The organism is Streptoalloteichus tenebrarius, from assembly GCF_024171885.1.
Lineage (GTDB): Bacteria > Actinomycetota > Actinomycetes > Mycobacteriales > Pseudonocardiaceae > Streptoalloteichus > Streptoalloteichus tenebrarius.
Map to the genome: position 1 here is coordinate 103,490 of NZ_JAMTCP010000017.1, position 17,195 is coordinate 120,684.

Sequence of the window (17,195 nt, forward strand, 5' to 3'; positions counted from 1 at the left end):
CCCCGTCCGGGCGTGGCGGACGTCACGTCGCCGAAATGTGGGTGAAACTGGTCGAACCGGGGAGGAGTTAACACGAACGGTACGTGCGCCGTCTCGCCCGGTAACTAGTTGCGGTGGTAAACGGTTTTCATGCACCTGACGCCGCACGAGCGGGACAAGCTGCTCCTCCACGTGGCGGCCGACCTCGCCAGGCAGCGGCTGGCCAGGGGCCTGCGGCTCAACCACCCCGAAGCCGTCGCGTTGATCAGCGACCACGTGCTGGAGGGCGCGCGGGACGGCCGCTCGGTGAGCGAGCTGATGGCCAGCGGCCGGACCGTGCTGCGGCGGGACCAGGTGCTCGACGGCGTGCCGGAGCTGATCGAGTCCGTCCAGGTGGAGGCCACCTTCCCCGACGGGACGAAGTTGGTGACCGTGCACGACCCGATCACCTGACCCGACGGCGTCGCCGCGTGTCGCGGCGGCGGACCGGAGGGCGGGGCAGCCACCACCAGGAGCGCGGGGAGAACGCGGTGCGTCCAGGCGAGATCATCCCGGCCGACGAGCCGGTTCCGCTGAACCCCGGCCGGCCGCGCGTGCGGCTCGTCGTGGTGAACCGGGCCGACCGGCCCGTGCAGGTCGGGTCGCACTACCACTTCGCCGCCGTGAACCCGGGGCTGGACTTCGACAGGGCGGCGGCGTGGGGACACCGGCTCGACGTGCCGGCCGGCACCGCGGTGCGGTTCGAGCCCGGCGTGGAGCGCGAGGTCGACCTGGTGCCCATCGCGGGACGGCGCGTCGTCCCCGGTCTGCGCCGGGAGTGGGCGGGCGCGCTGGACGAGCGGGGCGCCGAACCCACCCCGCCGGAGACCCCGTTCGGCGCGGGGGAGGGGGCGCGATGAGCACGCGGTCGCTGGAGCCGGGGACCGCGCACGGGCCGGGCGGCGCCGTCGTGGACCGGGCCCGCTACGCGGAGCTGTTCGGCCCGACGGTCGGCGACCGGGTGCGGCTCGCCGACACCGACCTGCTGATCGAGGTGACCGAGGACCGCTGCCTCGGCCCCGACGGCTCGGGCGACGAGGTCCTGTTCGGCGGCGGCAAGGTCGTGCGCGAGTCCATGGGCCAGGCCGTGGCCACCAGGGCCGAGGGCGCGCCGGACCTGGTCATCACCGGCGCGGTCGTGCTGGACCACTGGGGCGTGGTCAAGGCGGACGTGGGCGTGCGGGCCGGGCGGATCGTCGGCATCGGCAAGGCGGGCAACCCGGACACGATGAACGGCGTCGACCCGGCGCTGGTGATCGGGCCGAGCACCGAGGTGGTGGCCGGCAACGGCCGGATCCTCACGGCCGGCGGGATCGACTGCCACGTGCACTTCATCTGCCCGCAGCTCGTGGACACCGCGTTGGCCTCCGGGCTGACCACGCTCATCGGCGGGGGCACCGGCCCCGCCGAGGGCAGCAAGGCCACCACGGTCACCCCGGGCGCGTGGAACCTCAGGCGGATGTTCCAGGCGATGGACGGCCTTCCGGTGAACATCCTGTTGCTGGGCAAGGGGAACACGGTCCGGCCGGATGCCCTGTGGGAGCAGGTCCTCGGCGGTGCGGGCGGGTTCAAGCTGCACGAGGACTGGGGGTCGACGCCGGCCGCGATCGACACGGCGCTGCGGGTGGCGGACGCCAGCGGCGTGCAGGTGGCGATCCACACGGACACCCTCAACGAGGCCGGGTTCGTGGAGTCCACATTGGACGCCATCGCCGGCAGGTCGATCAACGCCTACCACACGGAGGGCGCCGGCGGCGGTCACGCGCCGGACATCATCCGCGTGGTGGGGGAGCCCAACGTGCTGCCCTCGTCGACGAACCCGACCCGCCCGCACACCGTGAACACACTCGACGAGCACCTGGACATGTTGATGGTGTGCCACCACCTCAACCCGGCCGTGCCCGAGGACCTGGCGTTCGCGGAGAGCCGCATCCGCCCGACGACGATCGCCGCCGAGGACGTGCTGCACGACCTCGGCGCGATCTCGATGATCAGCTCGGACTCGCAGGCCATGGGGCGGATCGGCGAGGTCGTGATCCGCACGTGGCAGACCGCGCACGTCATGAAGCGGCGCAGGGGTGCGCTGCCCGGCGACACCCGGGCGGACAACGCGCGCGCCCGGCGCTACGTCGCGAAGTACACGATCAACCCGGCCATCGCGCACGGGCTGGACCACGAGGTCGGCTCGGTCGAGGTGGGCAAGCTCGCCGACCTCGTGCTCTGGGAGCCGAAGTTCTTCGGCGTGCGCCCGCACCTGGTGCTCAAGGGCGGGTTCGTGGCGTGGGCGGCGATGGGCGACCCCAACGCCTCGATCCCCACGCCCCAACCGGTGTGGGGCCGGCCGATGTTCGGCGCGTCGCCGAGGGTGGCCGCCGCCAGCAGCCTGCACTTCGTGTCCCAGGCCGCGCTGGAGGACGGCCTGCCCGAGCGGGTGGAGACGTGGACCAGGATGGCCGCGGTCGCCGACACCCGGCGTCGGGGCAAGGCGGACATGCTGCTCAACGACGCGCTGCCGGACGTGCGGGTCGACCCGGACAGCTTCGCGGTGCGCGTGGACGGGGAGTTGGTCGAGCCGGAGCCCGTCGGCGAACTGCCGATGGCCCAGCGGTACTTCCTCTACTGATATGTCCACTATGGACTTCCTGGGCGGACCGGGAGCCGCGTCCGTGCTGTCCCTGGCCGACTCCCGCTTCCCCGGCGGCGGCCACGTCCACTCCGGCGGACTGGAGGAGGCCGCGGCGCGCGGATTCGTGCGCGACGTCGACGACCTCGCGTCCTTCCTGTCCGGGCGGTTGCGCACCGCCGGCGAGCTGGCCGCCGTCTTCGCCGCGGCCGCCGCGCACGGCGCGCTCCGCAGGCGCGGCAGGGCGTTCTGGGCCGAGCTGGACGCCGAACTGGACGCGCGGACCCCGTCGCCAGCCCAACGCGCCGCCTCCCGTGCCCAGGGCGCCGGCACCGCCAGGGCCGGCCGCGTCGCCTGGCCCTCCCCGGTGCTGGACGACCTGCTCGCCGCCGCGCCGCGCCCGCACCACCCGGTCGTGGTCGGCACCCTGGTCGGCCTGGCGGGCGGCGGTCCCGCCCACGCCGCGCTGGTCACCGCCTACCTGGCGGTGAGCGGCCCCGCCGGCGCCGCCGTCCGCCTGCTCGGACTGGACCCCTTCGCGGTCAACGCCGTCCTGGCCCGACTGGCCCCCGCGACCGAACGGGTGGCCGCCGAGGCCGCCCGACACGCCGGCACCGCCCCGGCCGACCTGCCAGCGCCGGGCTCGCCCGCGCTCGACCTGTTCGCGGAGTCCCACATCCGCATCCACCGTCAGGAGGTGCGTCTCTTTGCCAGTTGACCACACCCACGACCACGGCCCCGACGAGCGGGGCCACGGCCACGGGCACACCCACCCGATCAACTTCGACCCCAGCGCCCTCGAACCCGACCCGCACCCCGCGGCGCCCGGCGGCGCGCGCGCCCTGCGCATCGGCATCGGCGGCCCGGTCGGCTGCGGCAAGACCGCGCTGGTCGCCGCGCTGTGCCGCGCCCTGGGCGGCGACCTGGAGCTGGCCGTGGTGACCAACGACATCTACACCACGGAGGACGCCGAGTTCCTGCGTCGCGCGGGCGTGCTCGCACCTGAGCGCATCGAGGCCGTGCAGACCGGCTGTTGCCCGCACACCGCGATCCGGGACGACATCACCGCCAACCTCGACGCGGTGGACGTGCTGGAACAGCGCTTCCCCGGCCTCGACCTGGTGATCATCGAGAGCGGCGGGGACAACCTGACCGCCACCTTCAGCAAGGGGCTGGTCGACCACCAGATCTTCGTCGTGGACGTCTCCGGCGGCGACAAGGTGCCGCGCAAGGGCGGCCCCGGCGTCACCACCGCCGACCTGCTCGTCATCAACAAGACCGACCTGGCCGAGCAGGTGGGCGCCGACCTCGACGTGATGGTGGGCGACGCGCACCGGATGCGCGCCGGCCGGCTCCCCGTGGTCACCCAGTCGCTCGTGCGGACGCCCGACGCGCCGGACGTGGCCGCCTGGGTGCGGGAGCGGCTGGCCGAGTACGCCGCGAAGCCGGTCGCCGCGCCGCGCTGAGCGTGGGCTGCGTGGACAGCGTGGGTCGCGTGGACAGCGTTGGTCGCGTGGGCAGCTCGGGCGCGGGAACCGGAGCGGCCGGGTGAGGGCGCGGGCGCGGCTGGTCGTCGCGCGCGACGACGCGGGGCGCACGGTGGTGCGGGAGCTGCGGTCGATGACACCGCTGACGCTCGTGCCCCGGCGGCCCCGCGTCCGGGCGCGGGACGGCGACGACGCGGCAACGGTCCACCTGGTCAGCTCCGCCACCGCCCCGCTGGGCGGCGACGAGCTGGACCTGACCGTCGTGGTGGGGCCGGGCGCGGGGCTGCGGCTGCACGGCGTCGCGGCCACCCTCGCGCTGCCCGGCCACCACCCGGGCGGCAGCGGCGCGGACGTGCGCATCGAGGTGGCCGAGGGCGGATGGCTGGAGTACCTGCCCGAGCCCACGGTCGTCACCGCCCGCGCCGACCACACCGCGACGTTGCGCGTCGACCTCGCGTCCGACGCCCGGTTCCGTAGCCGTGAGGTGCTGGTGTTGGGGCGCAGCGGCGAACGCGCCGGGCGCCTGCGCAGCACCGTCCACCTGACACGCGCCGGCGAGCCGCTGTTGCGCCAGCGGGTCGACGTGGGCGAGGCCTGGTTGGACGCCAGCGCCGCGCACCTCGCCGGCCGCAGGGTGCTCGCCACCGAACTCCTCGTGTGGGGACCCGACCCCGCCGAGCCCGCCAGCGGGGACTGGTGGTCGCTCGTCCCGCTGGCGCGCGGCGGGTCGATGGCCACCGCGCTGGCGGCCGACGCCGTCACCGCCCACCACGCGCTGGCGACGGCCGTCGCGGCCCACCCCGGACTGCGGGAAACGATCCCCCGCCATTCCAACGGGTGATCCGTGTCGCTTCCGTCGATCGTTCTGAACCGATTGCTGAACCGATACGGCACCTCGAATGTCGTGTGACGCTTGAGCCATCACCACTCGGGCGGTTCCGGCGGGCCGGTTCCACGCCGTACGGTCCGTCGACACGGTGTGTGGTCGACCGATCCGGCACCGGATCGGGCCGCGAGGTGTCGGGGAGGGAGTTCCAATGCCGGAAGGGAACATCGCGTTGCCGGCGATGCGGGTGTCCTACGAGGCCGGCTCGCTCGACGAGGCCTCGCTCGCGTCGACCTGGCACGAGCAGCTCCAGCGCTGGCTGGACGAGGCGATCGGGGCCGGGCTGGCCGAGCCGAACGCCATGGTGCTGGCCACCGCCGACCCGCAGGGCCGGCCGTCGTCGCGGACCGTGCTGTGCAAGGGCCTCGACGAGCGCGGGGTCGTGTTCTTCACCAACTACACCTCGCAGAAGAGCCACGACCTGCGCGCCACGCGCTACGCGTCGGCCACGTTCCCGTGGTTCGGGATGCAGCGGCAGGTGACCGTGCGCGGCCCGGTGGAGAAGGTCGACCAGGCCGAGACGGCCGCGTACTGGGAGGGCCGCCCGCGCGGCTCCCAGATCGGCGCGTGGGCGTCGCCGCAGTCGCGCGTCGTGGCCGACCGGCAGGCGCTGGAGGCCGCGTTGTCCGCGGTCGAGCGCCGCTTCGCCGACGCGGAGAAGGTACCGGTGCCGCCACACTGGGGCGGCTGGCGGATCCGGCCCGAGGTCGTCGAGTTTTGGCAGGGCCGCCGCGACCGGATGCACGACCGCCTGCGCTTCCGCGCCTCCACCGACGGCTGGCGGGTCGAGCGCCTCGGGCCGTGACCGGTCCGGCCACACCCGTGCCCCTGGTCTGAGCCAGCGCATTGTCGACATGACGTCCGAAATCGGACGTCATGTCGACAAAGTGTCATCAACCACCTTTTCTGGCCGCGCGTGTGTGAGCCCCGTTAAATGTGACGGCCGACTCGCTACGCGTCTCCTTAGGCTGCCCTCATGACTGGGCAGGGCGTCGACGAGCGAACGGATTCCGAATCATCACCGCCCGAGACGCCCCCTCGGCGTCGTAGCGTCGCCTCCAGGGTCGTGATCGACACCCGGCCGCTGCGGCACCCGGCGTTCCGCCGGCTCTGGCTGTCCGGCATCGTCACCATCCTGGGCGCCCAGCTCACCACCGTCGCGGTGCCCAAGCAGATCTACGACCTCACCGGCTCCTCCGCCTACGTCGGCCTGGCCAGCCTGTTCGGGCTCGTCCCCCTGGTCGTCTTCGGCCTGTGGGGCGGGGCCGTCGCCGACGCGGTGGACCGGCGTCGCCTGATGCTCTTCACCAGCGTGGGCATCGCGGTGGCCTCGATCGCCCTCTGGGCCCAGGCCGCCGTGGGGAACCGCTCCGTGTGGGTGATCTTCGGGCTGCTGGCGCTGCAACAGGCGTTCGCCGCCGTCAACATGCCCGCGCGCAGCGCCTCCGTGCCCCGGCTCGTGCCGAAGGAGCTGCTGCCGGCCGCGAACGCGCTCAACTCCACCGTCATGCAGCTCGGGGCGGTGGTCGGGCCGCTGCTGGCCGGCGTCCTGATCCCCGTGCTCGGCCTCCCGGTGCTGTACCTGCTCGACGCGGTCGCGCTGAGCGCGGTGCTGTGGGCCGTGCTCCGGATGCCGCCGCTGCCCCCGCTCGGGGAGACGCCGAGCCGGGCCGGGCTGCGCGACGTGCTCGCCGGCTTCCGCTACCTCGCCACCCAGGGCGTGCTCCTGGCGTCCTTCCTGGCCGACATCATCGCGATGGTGTTCGGCAGCCCGCGCGCGCTGTTCCCCGAGATGGCGCAGAACCTCTTCGGCGACCCGCCGGGCGGCGGCAACGCGCTGGGGTGGCTGTACGGTGCGATCCCGCTCGGGGCGCTCGCCTGTGGCCTGGTCTCCGGCTGGGTGTCCCGGATCGGCCGGCACGGCGTCGGGCTGACCGTCGCGGTGTGCGCGTGGGGCGTGGCCATGATCGGTTTCGGCCTCGCGCCGACGCTGCCGCTGGCCGTGATCTGCCTGGCACTGGCCGGCGCCGCCGACTTCGTGAGCATGGTGTTCCGGGGTTCGATGCTCCAGGAGGCGGCGACCGACGAGATGCGCGGCCGGATGCAGGGCGTGTTCATCGTGGTCGTGGCGGGCGGCCCCCGGCTGGCCGACGTGCTGCACGGCGCGGCCGGCTCGGCGGTCGGCCCCTCGGCGGCGGCGGCCGGCGGCGGCGTGCTCGTCGTCGTGCTCATGCTGCTCGCGGCCGCGTGCCTGCCCGCGTTCCTCCGCTACCGCGCGGCCACGGCCGACTGACCACCCCCCACATCCGAGGGCGATCCCAGGGCGCGGGTGAAGGACGCGCAGGTTCGGAACCCCTGGTGCGCCGGGAAACGCCGGGAGGTTCCGAACCACCCTCTCGGCGTGTCGCGCCCGCCCCCAGCTCCCTCGGTTCGATCGTGTCGCCCACCTCGGCGATAATGGCCGCTCACGCAGGGCAGCGCCGGCCCTTCAGGCCCGGCGAGGATCGCAAGACGCTGGCCCGGGAGCTGGACCGTCTCCCTGCCCGGCAGCGCCAACTCTTTGGGTCCGGCGAGGATCGCAACGCTCAAGTGGCCGCCAAGTTGCAGGCCGTGGCCGAGCAGCGTCGGCCTCTCATGGCCGGCGAGGATCGCAACGTCTTCGGGGATTGGGTCGCGGCTGAGGGTGCCGTGTGCAGCGCGGGTCCTTCGGGTCTGGCGAGGATCGCAACACCGAGATGTGCGCCGAGCGACTGTCCGCGCTGGAGCAGCGCCGGCCTCTCAGGCCAGGCGAGGATCTCACCCCTGTGGTCGTGGAGCTGGCCGCATGGCTCGCGCTGGCATCGGCGACCCCTGGGGTCCGGCGAGGATCGCAACACCGACGCGGACGAGCGACACCGGCTGGGGTCCGCGCGCAGCGCCGGCCCTTTGGAGGGCCGGCGAGGAACGCAACCACCGGGTCAGCCACCCGGCAACCTGCCACTCCTGGCGGCGCTGGCCTCTCAGGTCCGGCGAGCATCGCAACATGTGGCCGCCGGACTCTCGCAGGCTGCGGATCTGCGCAGCGCCGGCTCTTCGGGGGCGGCGAGGCTCGCAACGCCCCGATCATCGTGACCTCGGCGAACGCCGTGCCCGCAGCGCCGGCCCTTGGGGGCCGGCGAGGATCGCAACCCGGACCTTGATGGGCGCAGGGTGCGCGGCGTCCAGGCAGCGCCGGCCGTTCCGGCCCGGCGAGGATCGCAACCCGATCTGGGACTGGGCGCGCGCCCACGTCTGCAAGTAGCGCCGGCCTCTCAGGCTTGGTGAGGATCGCAACGCGCTGCCCTCTCCGGCTGCGAGTGCACTCTGGACGCAGGGCCGGCCCTCCGGGACCGGCGAGGATCACCACGGGGCGATCGCGGGCAGCGCGTTCGCCTGAAGCAGGCAGCGCTGGATCCTCAGGCCCGGCGCGGATCGCACCATCAACAGCCACGCCTCGGCCACCACGATCAGGCGGGGGCAGCGCCGGCCCTTGTGGGTTGGCGAGGATTGAAACGCGCTGGCCCGGGAGCTGGACCGCCTCCTGCCCGGCAGCACCGGCCTCTACTTTCGTAGTGTCGGCCCGTCGGGGCCGGCGAGGAGCGCAACGGTGCCGGTGAGGACCAGAACCTCGCGATGGTCGTCTCCGGGTCGCTGCTGGGGCCAGACCGCAGCCCTTGGGCCCAGGAGGGTTGCGACAAATGGTGATGATTTGGTGACTCCAGGTGGGGGCGGCCTGTTACCCGAACGGTGTGACGGGGCACACTCCTCTGCCATGGCGAGCGAGACGACAGCGTCGGGGGCGACGCCGGGTCCCGCCGCGCAGCCCGAGCTGAGGCGCGCGATCGGACCCAAGCTGCTGCTGTTCTTCGTGATCGGCGACATCCTCGGCACCGGGATCTACGCCCTCACCGGCACAGTGGCCGGCAAGGTGGGCGGGGCCCTGTGGGTGCCGTTCCTGCTGGCCTTCCTGGTCGCGTTCCTGACGGCCTTCAGCTACCTGGAGCTGGTCGGCAAGTACCCCAAGGCGGCGGGCGCCGCGCTGTACACCAACCGGGCGTTCGGCATCCCGTTCCTGACCTTCATGGTCGCGTTCGCGGTGATGAGTTCCGGCCTGACCTCCGCGTCGTCCGCCGCGCAGGCGTTCAGCGGCACCTACCTCCAGCAGTTCGTCACGGTGCCCGCGTGGGTGGTCGCGATCGGGTTCATCGTGCTCCTGGCCCTGGTGAACTATCGGGGCGTCGGGGAGTCGGTGAAGGCCAACGTCGTGCTCACCTGCGTCGAGCTGACCGGCCTGCTGATCGTGATCGTGATCGGTGTCCTCGCCGTGGTCCAGGGCAAGGGCGAGCCCGGCCGGTTGCTGGAGTTCAACACCCAGGGGCAGACCACGCTGTTCGCGATCACCTCGGCGACCTCGCTGGCGTTCTTCGCGATGGTCGGGTTCGAGGACTCGGTGAACATGGCCGAGGAGTGCCAGGACCCGGTGCGGATCTTCCCCCGCTCGATGCTCATGGGCATGGGGGCGGCCGGCCTGATCTACCTGCTGGTGGCGTTGGCGTCCTCGCTGCTGGTGCCGGTGGACCAGCTCAAGGGGGCCGGCGGCGGCGCGTTGCTCAAGGTCGTGCAGACCGGGGCCGAGAACTTCCCGCTCCAGCTCTTCGCGTTCATCGGCCTGTTCGCCGTCAGCAACTCCGCCCTGATCAACATGCTGATGGCGAGCCGGCTCGTCTACGGCATGGCCAACGAGCGGATCATCCCGAAGCAGTTCGGCCGGGTGCACCCGATGCGCCGCACGCCGTGGGTGTCGATCCTGTTCACCAGCGCGATCGCCGTGGTCCTGGTGTCCACGGTGGACCTCGCGCTGCTCGGCGGCACCACGTCGTTGCTGCTGCTGGTGGTGTTCACCATCGTCAACATCGCGGTGCTGGTGCTGCGCAGGGAGAAGGCGCCGCACAAGCACTTCCGCACCCCGACGGCGGTGCCGATCCTCGGGGCGATCACCTGCGCGTACCTGGCCAGCCCGTTGTCCGGCCGCCCGGCCAAGGAGTACCTGATCGCCGGGGTCCTGCTGTTGGTCGGCCTGGCGCTGTGGGGCCTCAACCGGGTGTTCCTGCGCGGGAGCCGGGCCGCGGCCACCGAACCGGGCACGTGAGGCGACCGGGTGGGTGGCGCGCCCTGGCTTCCCTCAGCGCCACCCGCCCGGGTCGATCTAGGCTCGGCACGTGCTCGTCACCGGGGAGCAGTTCGAGATCCGACGCGGCAACGCCCGTGCCGTCGTCACCGAGGTCGGCGCCACGCTGCGGGTGTTCGAGGTGGACGGCGCTCCGTACGTGGAGACGTTCGACGCCGACGAACCACCGCCGAGCGGCGCCGGCGCGGTGCTCGTGCCGTGGCCGAACCGGGTCGGCGACGGCCGGTGGACCTTCGAGGGCGAGCCGCAGCAGCTCGCGCTCAGCGAGCCCGCGCGGCACAACGCGATCCACGGTCTGACGCGGTACGCGTCGTGGCAGGTGGTGGACCGCGCCGAGGACTCCGTTCACCTGGCTACCCGCGTCAACGTGCAGCCGGGTTGGCCGGTCCCGCTGGGGGTCTCGGTCCGCTACGCCCTCACGGACCGGGGCCTGGAGGTCACGCACTCGGTGACCAACGAGGGGCGGCGGGCCGTCCCCTTCGGCATCGGCGCCCATCCCTATCCCCGAGCGGGCCACGCCGAGACCGACGACTGCGTGCTGGTCCTGGCCGCCGACACCGTGCTGCCGGTCGACGTGCGCCTGCTCCCCACCGGCCCCGCCCGCCCGGTCGGCGGCACCGAGCAGGACTTCCAGTCGCCGGGCCAGCCGCTGCGCCGGCTGAAGGTGGACACCGCCTTCGGCGGCTGCGCGCCCGACCCCGACGACCCCGAACAGCTCGTGCGGCACGCGGTGCACGTCCCGGACGGCACGGGAGTCGAGCTGTGGGCCGAGCCGGTGTTCCGGTGGGTGCAGGTCTACACCGCGAACCAGTTCCCCGGCAGGGGGCGGGCGATCGCGATCGAGCCCATGACCTGCCCGCCGGACGCGCTCAACTCCGGTGTGGACCTGCTGCGCGCCGAGCCGGGGGAGACCGTCACCGCGCGGTGGGGTCTGCGTCCGCTGCCCTGAGCCCGCTCACAGCAGCGGCGCCACGAGCGGCGCGGCGTTGACCACGCCGTGGACGACGAGGATCGGCCACATCCGGCGGTAGCGGCTCCACAGGTAGCCGAGGAAGAGCCCCTGCACGCCCTGGCTGACGAGGACCGACGCCAGGTCCAGGGGAAGGGGGCCGCCGCCCTGGATGCCGACGTGCCACGCCGCCCACACCAGCGAGGCCAGCACGATCGCCGGCCAGCGGCCGAGGAGCGCCTCCCAGCGGGTCTGGAGCCACCGCCGGTAGAAGACCTCCTCGACGACGCCGTTGACGACGAACCCGACGAGCAGGGTCAGGGCCAGCGCGGCCGGCTCGGCGACGGGCGCGTCCGTCGGCAGGGGCATGGACAGCGGCGACAGGTAGTTCACCCCGAACCACCCCGCCACCGCGACCCACGGCGCCCACCGACGTCCCGGCGGCGCGGCTGAGCGGAGGAACGTCGACGGTGTTCCTCGGCGGCGCGAGATCCAGAACAGCACGGCGGGAACGCCGAGCAGGAGCGGCAGTTTCAGCAGCGTGTGCGCTGGTTCGCCACCGCCGGCGAGGCGCAGCGCGACGGCGAAGAGCACGGCCGACGCCAGGAGGGTCAGGGCCTCGGCGCGCAGCGCCCGCGCCGCCCTCGGCTCCTCGGGGGTGTGCGGCGCGGCCTGGTCCCGTCCCGCTGGCACGAGGCGGACGAGCGCGAGGCCGACGAGCGCGGGAGCCCACCGCACCCACATCGGGACCGTGTCGCCGTGGTCGGCGGAGTAGCGGACCCCGGTGTGGCCGGTGAGGAGGAGCCCGACGACGGAACCCACGATCACCAGGAGCCCGGCGACCAGGACGACCGTCCCCGACGCCTGGGCGCGCGGAACCCGTGTGATCGAGTCCATGGTTCGAGCGTTCCAGGACGGGGCCCGGACACGGGGTGAGTGCACCCGGCTGCCGTCCGACAACTGCCCGGGTCGCCGAGTCCGATCACGGAGCGCAAAAAATTCTGCTGGCGTCACCGTTGTCGAGTACCCCGAGTGGTCGTTAGCGTAGCTAACCATGCGACTTGCGATCACTGGTGGGTATGTCGTGCCGGTCGACGGGGACCCGATCGAGGGCGGCACGGTGCTGGTCGAGGACGGGCGGATCACCGCCGTCGGCCCGGCCGGCGAGGTGACGGTCCCGGCGGACGCCGAGGTGGTGGACGCCGCGGGGCAGTGGGTGCTGCCCGGGTTCGTCGAGGCCCACGGCCACGTCGGCGTCTGCGAGGAGGGCGAGGGCTGGGCCGGCGAGGACACCAACGAGATGACCGACCCGGTCGGCGCCCGGCTCCGGGCGCTCGACGCCATCAACCCGGCCGACGTCGGCTTCGTCGACGCGCTCTCCGGCGGCGTCACGACCGTGGTGGTCAAGCCGGGATCGGGCAACCCCATCGGAGGTCGCACCGTCGCCGTGAAGTGCTGGGGCCGCACGGTCGACGACATGCTGATCCGCGAGACCAGCGTGAAGAGCGCGCTCGGCGAGAACCCCAAGCGGGTCTACGGCAACAAGGACAAGACGCCCTCCACCCGGCTCGGCGTCGCCGCCATCATCCGCGACGCGCTCACCAAGGCCGAGGACTACCGCGCCCGCCGCGACCACGCCCGCGCCGAGAACAAGCCGTTCGACCGCGACACCACGATGGAGACGCTGGTCAGCGTGCTCGACGGCGAGCTGCCGTGGTGCCAGCACTCCCACCGGGCCGACGACATCGCCACCGCGATCCGGCTCGCCGAGGAGTTCGGCTACCGGCTGATCCTCAACCACGGCACCGAGGCCCACCTGCTGGCCGACCTGATCGCCGAGAAGCGCATCCCGGTCATCTCCGGCCCGCTCATCGTCGGCCGCTCCAAGGTCGAGGTGCGGCAGCGCACCTTCCGCAACCCCGGCATCCTCGACCGCGCCGGCGTGACGATGGCGCTGACCACCGACCACCCGGTGGTGCCGATCAACTTCCTGGTGCACCAGGCGACCTTCGCGGTGAAGGAGGGCCTGGACCGCACCTCGGCGCTGCGCTCCATCACCAGCAACCCCGCCGAGATCATGGGCCTGCACGACCGCGTCGGCGCGCTGCGGCCCGGCCTGGACGCCGACATCGTCCTCTGGTCCGGCGACCCGCTCGACGTCATGAGCCGCGCGATGCGCGTCTTCGTCAACGGCCGCGAGGTGTACCACTTCGACACCGAGAGCGGCGAAGGCGTGGTGGCCGACCCGTTCTACCGCGAGGGCTGACCACCGCGGGCTGGCCTTGCGCGTGGCGCGACGCGCAAGGCCAGCCACCCGCTATCCGCCGATGACGGGCGGTGCGACCCGGCGGCCGTCACCCCAGTGCTCGTCCGTGGGCTGCACGTACTTGTTCTCGTGCTCCGAGTCCTCCCCGCCCTGACCACCCGGGCGGGCGCCCGCCATGCCCGGCGCTCCGGCCGTGCCAGGCGCTCCCGGCCGTCCCGGCGCGGCGGAGCCCTGCGGCCCGAAGCCCACCGGACCCTGGCCCGGCATTCCGGCGCCCGCGAACCCGCCCCGGCCCAGCGGGCCGCCCTGCCCTGGGCCACCGGGACCACCAGGGCCACCGGGAACACCGCCAGGACCGCCGCCCACTCCGCCGAACCGGCCACCCGGGAGACCACCGCCGGGCGTCCCGCCGCCCGAGAACCCGCCACGCGGACCGAACCCACCGGGGCCGGAGAACGGAACCGGACCGAAGCCGGGAGGCGGACCACCCACGGGAGTGGGACCGCCCGGCGGGACCACGGGAGGCGGCGGGGGAGTGGGACCGGTGGGCGGAACGACAGACTGCTTGCTGACCAGTGCGGGCTCGTCTCCCGGCAGGGGCCGGGAGCCCAGCGGATCCACGACCGCGCCACCGCCCGGCGGACGCTGGTTCGGGAACTGGTTCTGCTCGTCCTGCGGCCGATGGTCCACCGGCCGCTCGTAGTACGTGGGCCGCGTGTACGTCGGCCGATCGGAGTCGTCGCCGCCGCGCCGCGCCCAGTGGTCGCTGGTTCCTGGGTAGTCGATCCGGTTGTCGTGCGACGTCGTCGTCTGGTCGCTGGTGTCGACCGTCACCTTCGGTGCGACCGGGTACGGCGCGAGGCTCGTCGTCGTGCTCTCGGTGCTTTCGGTGTACCGCATGTACAGGGCGCGGGCCGCGTCCGAGTTCTGCTGCGCGGCCTCCTCCTGCTTCTCCGCGTCGGTCTTGTCCCCCCACAGGTGGTTCCAGCCCCGCGAGAACACGTTGTCGGTCGCCGTGACCTTCACCGGGGCCGGCATGCTGTCCCGCACGGCCGTGAAGTGGTTGGTCTGGTCGGAGACCGCCTGCGCCATCGACTCCGACACGGCCTTGGCGTCCCGCACGAACTGGGCCATGGGGGAGAGCGCGCTGGTGAACGCCTCAGCGGCCTGCCCCTGCCAGACCGGGTTGACCTTGCGCATCGTCTCGGTGATGAGCGAGTCGACCTCGTTGAACTTGGTGCCCACCCGTTCCCGCCACGCGGCGGCGGCGCTGGACATCCCTCCCGGTCCCGCGCCACCGTGGAGTTCGTCGTAGATCCTCTGATGGTCGAAGGCCGCGCGTGGAGTCCCCGGCACCTTTCTGTCAAACGGCCACATGGCCACACCCCCTTCGTCGTGCTCAGATCAGTTTGCAGGCGGAAGGTTCGACAACACCATCCCGGCCACCTTCTCGGCGAACGCGCAGCGGTCCTTGTACTCCGGCTTGGCGTCCCGACGTACGGTCAAGCTGACGGTGAACGCCTGCGTGTCAGAGACGCCCACTCCGAGAGCGCAGGACATGCCCGCCTTGTTGTAACGAAGACCGGGGTGTCCGTGGATGGTGGTTTCCTCGGAGTCGGCCTTCCGGTTGGCATAGAGATTCGCCAGCCCTCGACCCTGGGTTGTGTCCGGTGCGACAGCCACACCCAGGTTGTCATTAAGCCAGTCGCAGTACTTTTCTCCCCACGGTGATTGCTTTGTGCTTGGGTTGCTGGCGCCGAGTTCTTGGAGTTGTTGGGGCGCGAGGAGTTGGCATGGGTCGGCGATGGCCTTGAGGTTCTTCGGGGTGGCCACCTTCGGTGCGCCGTTGTCGATTGCTGCCGTGCTGGTCGCCGCGCTGCTCTGGCTCCCGCTGGATGTGGAGGCTAGGCCGGGTGTTGTGCTGGTGCAGGCTGCTAGCCCCAGTCCGGCCACTGCTACAGGAATAATCGCTGTACGCCGCATCGGTGACTTGGTCCTATCAGCTTGCCGGTGGCAGGTTGGACAGGACCATGCCGGCGACCTTCTCGATGAAGGCGCAGTGGTCACGATATTCGGGTTTCACGTCCCGGAGGACTGCCACATCCACAAGGAGTAGCTGGGTGTCGGAGGTTCCGACGTAGAGACCGCATGTCTTGGAGAATTTTTCCACCCGCAATCCAGGATGGCCGTTGACGGAAGTTTTCTCAGAGTTGCTGAAATCCTTGCGATGAGCGTAGACGGCGGCCATTCCCTGGCCCTGGGTCGTGTCTGGCGCGACGTTGAGGTTCAGGTTGTCGTTGCGCCACGTGCATGAAGCTTCGCCCCACTTCGACTTGTCTGGGCGTGGCCCGCTGGCGCCGAGTTCTTGGAGTTGTTGGGGCGTGAGGAGTTGGCAGGGGTCGGTAATCGCCTTGAGGTTCTTTGGACTGGTTACCTTTGGCGCGCCGTTGTCGGTCGCCGCCGTGCTGGTCGCCGCACTGATCTCGGCAGATGTGGGCGTGGACGGCTGGCCGGACGTCGTGCTCGTACACGCAGCCGTCGCCATTACGACTGAAGAAAGGAAGACGACCGCTGCTGAGAAACGTCGTGCGTGCGTCACGTTCACATCCGGGAGTTTTGGTCGGCCTGCTGGTAGGTTTTGGTGAGAGCGTCAATTTGGTCGATGATGTCCTGAAGGCGCTGGACACCGTCGTCGATGGCATTGAGCAGCGTTCCGTTCCCGCCGTCGACCCGCTCGGCAAAGCGTCTCACGGCCTGCTTGCTGACTTCGTCGTCTCCAGGTGCTGGGATTGTCTGGAGGGGGTAGGCCTCACGTCGTATGGCGAGGAGCTTGTCCTGGGCTTGTTGGAGGCCGGCGCGGAGGGTGGGGAGTTGGTCGGGGTCGACGGTGAAGGAGGCTTGGTGGACGCCGCCGGCTCCGTCGTTCACCCAGGTTCGGAGGGTGGCCATCATGGAGGTCATCAGGTCTGTCTGGCCGTTGGTGGCTGGGGTGTTGTCGGGCATGGGTGTTCGCTCCTCCCCTGGCGAGCACTCTGTGACGTCCGTGTGTGCCCCATCGTGGCATGCGATCTTTGGTTCACGGATCAAGAACGGGTGAGATCCACGAGGCGCTGCGTCATTCGGGTGGTCTGTCGAGCGGCTTGTAGGGCCACGCAGGTGTTGTCGCCGTCCTTGACCACGGCCGCGTCGAGGTCGGCTCAGGACTGCTCGCCGTCCGCAACGATCAGTAGTCGACGCATTCCTGCTTGGCTCAGGATGCCGGTGGCAGGTTGGACAGGACCATGCCGGCGACCTTCTCGGCGAACGCGCACCGGTCCTTGTACTCCGGCTTGACATCCCGCCGAACTCCCACATCGGCTGAGAAGACCTGCTTGTCGGCAACACCGACGTAAACGCCGCAGGACATGCCCACCTTGTTGAAGCGAATGCCCGGATGACCGTTAATGGTGCTCTCTTCGGAGTTGTCGAAGCGTGCTCGGTTGGCATACACGCTGTCCATGCCCTGGGTTGTATATGGAACCAAACGTATCCGGAGATTGTCGTTCTGCCAGATGCAGGCAGGTTCCCCTGTCTGTGTCTTGTCGGGTCGAGGGTCGCTCGCGCCGATTTCCTGAAGTTGTTGGGGTGTGAGGAGTTGGCATGGGTCGGCGATGGCCTTGAGGTTCTTCGGGCTGGTCACCTTGGGTGCGCCGTTGCTGGTCGCCGCGCTGCTCTGGCTTCCGGTGGAGGTGGAGGCTAGGCCGGGCGTTGTGCTGGTGCA

Annotated in this window: 17 protein-coding genes; 11 read left to right on the forward strand and 6 right to left on the reverse strand. The window is 71.6% G+C overall.

Translation table 11 applies throughout. From position 1 onward, the window contains the following. Positions 1-129: 129 nt before the first annotated feature. The 10 genes from LX15_RS16265 (at position 130) to LX15_RS16310 (ending at position 11,169) form a co-directional block, all read left to right on the forward strand. Complete coding sequence (locus LX15_RS16265) at positions 130-432, forward strand: urease subunit gamma (RefSeq protein WP_253670435.1); 303 nt, start codon at positions 130-132, stop codon at positions 430-432. 77 nt (positions 433-509) lie between these two features. Continuing rightward, on the forward strand, positions 510-878 hold the full coding sequence (locus LX15_RS16270; protein WP_253670436.1) for an urease subunit beta: 369 nt from the start codon (positions 510-512) through the stop codon (positions 876-878). After that, positions 875-2,641 (forward strand): urease subunit alpha, encoded by a 1,767-nt coding sequence (locus LX15_RS16275; RefSeq protein ID WP_253670437.1) that lies wholly within the window; start codon positions 875-877, stop codon positions 2,639-2,641. Before LX15_RS16270 ends, LX15_RS16275 begins: the two co-directional genes overlap by 4 nt. A gap of 1 nt (position 2,642) precedes the next feature. Beyond that, a complete protein-coding gene (locus tag LX15_RS16280) occupies positions 2,643-3,359 on the forward strand; it encodes an urease accessory protein UreF (protein WP_253670438.1) in 717 nt (238 codons plus the stop codon). Beyond that, complete coding sequence (gene ureG / locus LX15_RS16285; RefSeq protein WP_253670439.1) at positions 3,349-4,107, forward strand: urease accessory protein UreG; 759 nt, start codon at positions 3,349-3,351, stop codon at positions 4,105-4,107. Before LX15_RS16280 ends, ureG begins: the two co-directional genes overlap by 11 nt. An 82-nt stretch (positions 4,108-4,189) precedes the next feature. Next, positions 4,190-4,969, forward strand: a complete 780-nt coding sequence (locus LX15_RS16290) for an urease accessory protein UreD (RefSeq protein WP_253670440.1) — start codon at positions 4,190-4,192, stop codon at positions 4,967-4,969. Positions 4,970-5,165: 196 nt separating this feature from the next. Then, positions 5,166-5,819 (forward strand): pyridoxamine 5'-phosphate oxidase, encoded by a 654-nt coding sequence (gene pdxH / locus LX15_RS16295; RefSeq protein WP_253670441.1) that lies wholly within the window; start codon positions 5,166-5,168, stop codon positions 5,817-5,819. 171 nt (positions 5,820-5,990) lie between these two features. After that, a complete protein-coding gene (locus LX15_RS16300) occupies positions 5,991-7,307 on the forward strand; it encodes an MFS transporter (protein WP_253670442.1) in 1,317 nt (438 codons plus the stop codon). A gap of 1,497 nt (positions 7,308-8,804) precedes the next feature. Beyond that, the gene (locus tag LX15_RS16305; RefSeq protein WP_253670443.1) at positions 8,805-10,181 is read left to right on the forward strand and encodes an APC family permease; all 1,377 of its coding nucleotides are present in this window, start codon (positions 8,805-8,807) and stop codon (positions 10,179-10,181) included. Between the two features lie 70 nt (positions 10,182-10,251). Beyond that, positions 10,252-11,169: an aldose 1-epimerase family protein gene (locus tag LX15_RS16310; RefSeq protein WP_253670444.1), complete on the forward strand. Its 918-nt coding sequence runs from the start codon at positions 10,252-10,254 to the stop codon at positions 11,167-11,169. Positions 11,170-11,175: 6 nt separating this feature from the next. Here LX15_RS16310 and LX15_RS16315 read toward each other — a convergent pair whose 3' ends face one another. Continuing rightward, the gene (locus tag LX15_RS16315; RefSeq protein ID WP_253670445.1) at positions 11,176-12,066 is read right to left on the reverse strand and encodes a CPBP family intramembrane glutamic endopeptidase; all 891 of its coding nucleotides are present in this window, start codon (positions 12,064-12,066) and stop codon (positions 11,176-11,178) included. A 157-nt stretch (positions 12,067-12,223) separates the two neighbouring features. Between LX15_RS16315 and LX15_RS16320 the strand changes: the two genes are divergently transcribed. After that, positions 12,224-13,435, forward strand: coding sequence for an amidohydrolase (locus LX15_RS16320; RefSeq protein ID WP_253670446.1), 1,212 nt, complete (start codon positions 12,224-12,226; stop codon positions 13,433-13,435). 51 nt (positions 13,436-13,486) lie between these two features. Here the strand turns inward: LX15_RS16320 and LX15_RS32535 are convergent, their stop codons facing one another. The 5 genes from LX15_RS32535 to LX15_RS16345 all read right to left on the reverse strand — a co-directional run. Continuing rightward, the gene (locus LX15_RS32535; protein WP_301304688.1) at positions 13,487-14,812 is read right to left on the reverse strand and encodes a PPE domain-containing protein; all 1,326 of its coding nucleotides are present in this window, start codon (positions 14,810-14,812) and stop codon (positions 13,487-13,489) included. Positions 14,813-14,839: 27 nt separating this feature from the next. Further along, the gene (locus LX15_RS16330; RefSeq protein WP_253670447.1) at positions 14,840-15,418 is read right to left on the reverse strand and encodes a DUF3558 domain-containing protein; all 579 of its coding nucleotides are present in this window, start codon (positions 15,416-15,418) and stop codon (positions 14,840-14,842) included. 16 nt (positions 15,419-15,434) lie between these two features. Next, the gene (locus LX15_RS16335) at positions 15,435-16,040 is read right to left on the reverse strand and encodes a DUF3558 domain-containing protein (protein WP_253670448.1); all 606 of its coding nucleotides are present in this window, start codon (positions 16,038-16,040) and stop codon (positions 15,435-15,437) included. Then, positions 16,037-16,438, reverse strand: a complete 402-nt coding sequence (locus LX15_RS16340; RefSeq protein WP_253670449.1) for a hypothetical protein — start codon at positions 16,436-16,438, stop codon at positions 16,037-16,039. The genes LX15_RS16335 and LX15_RS16340 overlap by 4 nt, the downstream gene beginning before the upstream one ends. 247 nt (positions 16,439-16,685) lie before the next feature. Next, positions 16,686-17,195 (reverse strand): DUF3558 domain-containing protein (locus LX15_RS16345; RefSeq protein WP_253670450.1); only part of this gene is annotated, 510 nt, incomplete at its 5' end.

Bases quoted from the DNA above. Each gene is read 5' to 3' on its own strand.
- LX15_RS16265 (WP_253670435.1), top strand. From the start codon at position 130: ATGCACCTGACGCCGCACGAGCGGGACAAGCTGCTCCTCCACGTGGCG.
- LX15_RS16275 (WP_253670437.1), top strand. From the start codon at position 875: ATGAGCACGCGGTCGCTGGAGCCGGGGACCGCGCACGGGCCGGGCGGC.
- LX15_RS16280 (WP_253670438.1), top strand. From the start codon at position 2,643: ATGTCCACTATGGACTTCCTGGGCGGACCGGGAGCCGCGTCCGTGCTG.
- pdxH (WP_253670441.1), top strand. From the start codon at position 5,166: ATGCCGGAAGGGAACATCGCGTTGCCGGCGATGCGGGTGTCCTACGAG.
- LX15_RS16300 (WP_253670442.1), top strand. From the start codon at position 5,991: ATGACTGGGCAGGGCGTCGACGAGCGAACGGATTCCGAATCATCACCG.
- LX15_RS16305 (WP_253670443.1), top strand. From the start codon at position 8,805: ATGGCGAGCGAGACGACAGCGTCGGGGGCGACGCCGGGTCCCGCCGCG.
- LX15_RS16315 (WP_253670445.1), bottom strand. From the start codon at position 12,066: ATGGACTCGATCACACGGGTTCCGCGCGCCCAGGCGTCGGGGACGGTC.
- LX15_RS16320 (WP_253670446.1), top strand. From the start codon at position 12,224: ATGCGACTTGCGATCACTGGTGGGTATGTCGTGCCGGTCGACGGGGAC.
- LX15_RS32535 (WP_301304688.1), bottom strand. From the start codon at position 14,812: ATGTGGCCGTTTGACAGAAAGGTGCCGGGGACTCCACGCGCGGCCTTC.
- LX15_RS16330 (WP_253670447.1), bottom strand. From the start codon at position 15,418: ATGCGGCGTACAGCGATTATTCCTGTAGCAGTGGCCGGACTGGGGCTA.
- LX15_RS16340 (WP_253670449.1), bottom strand. From the start codon at position 16,438: ATGCCCGACAACACCCCAGCCACCAACGGCCAGACAGACCTGATGACC.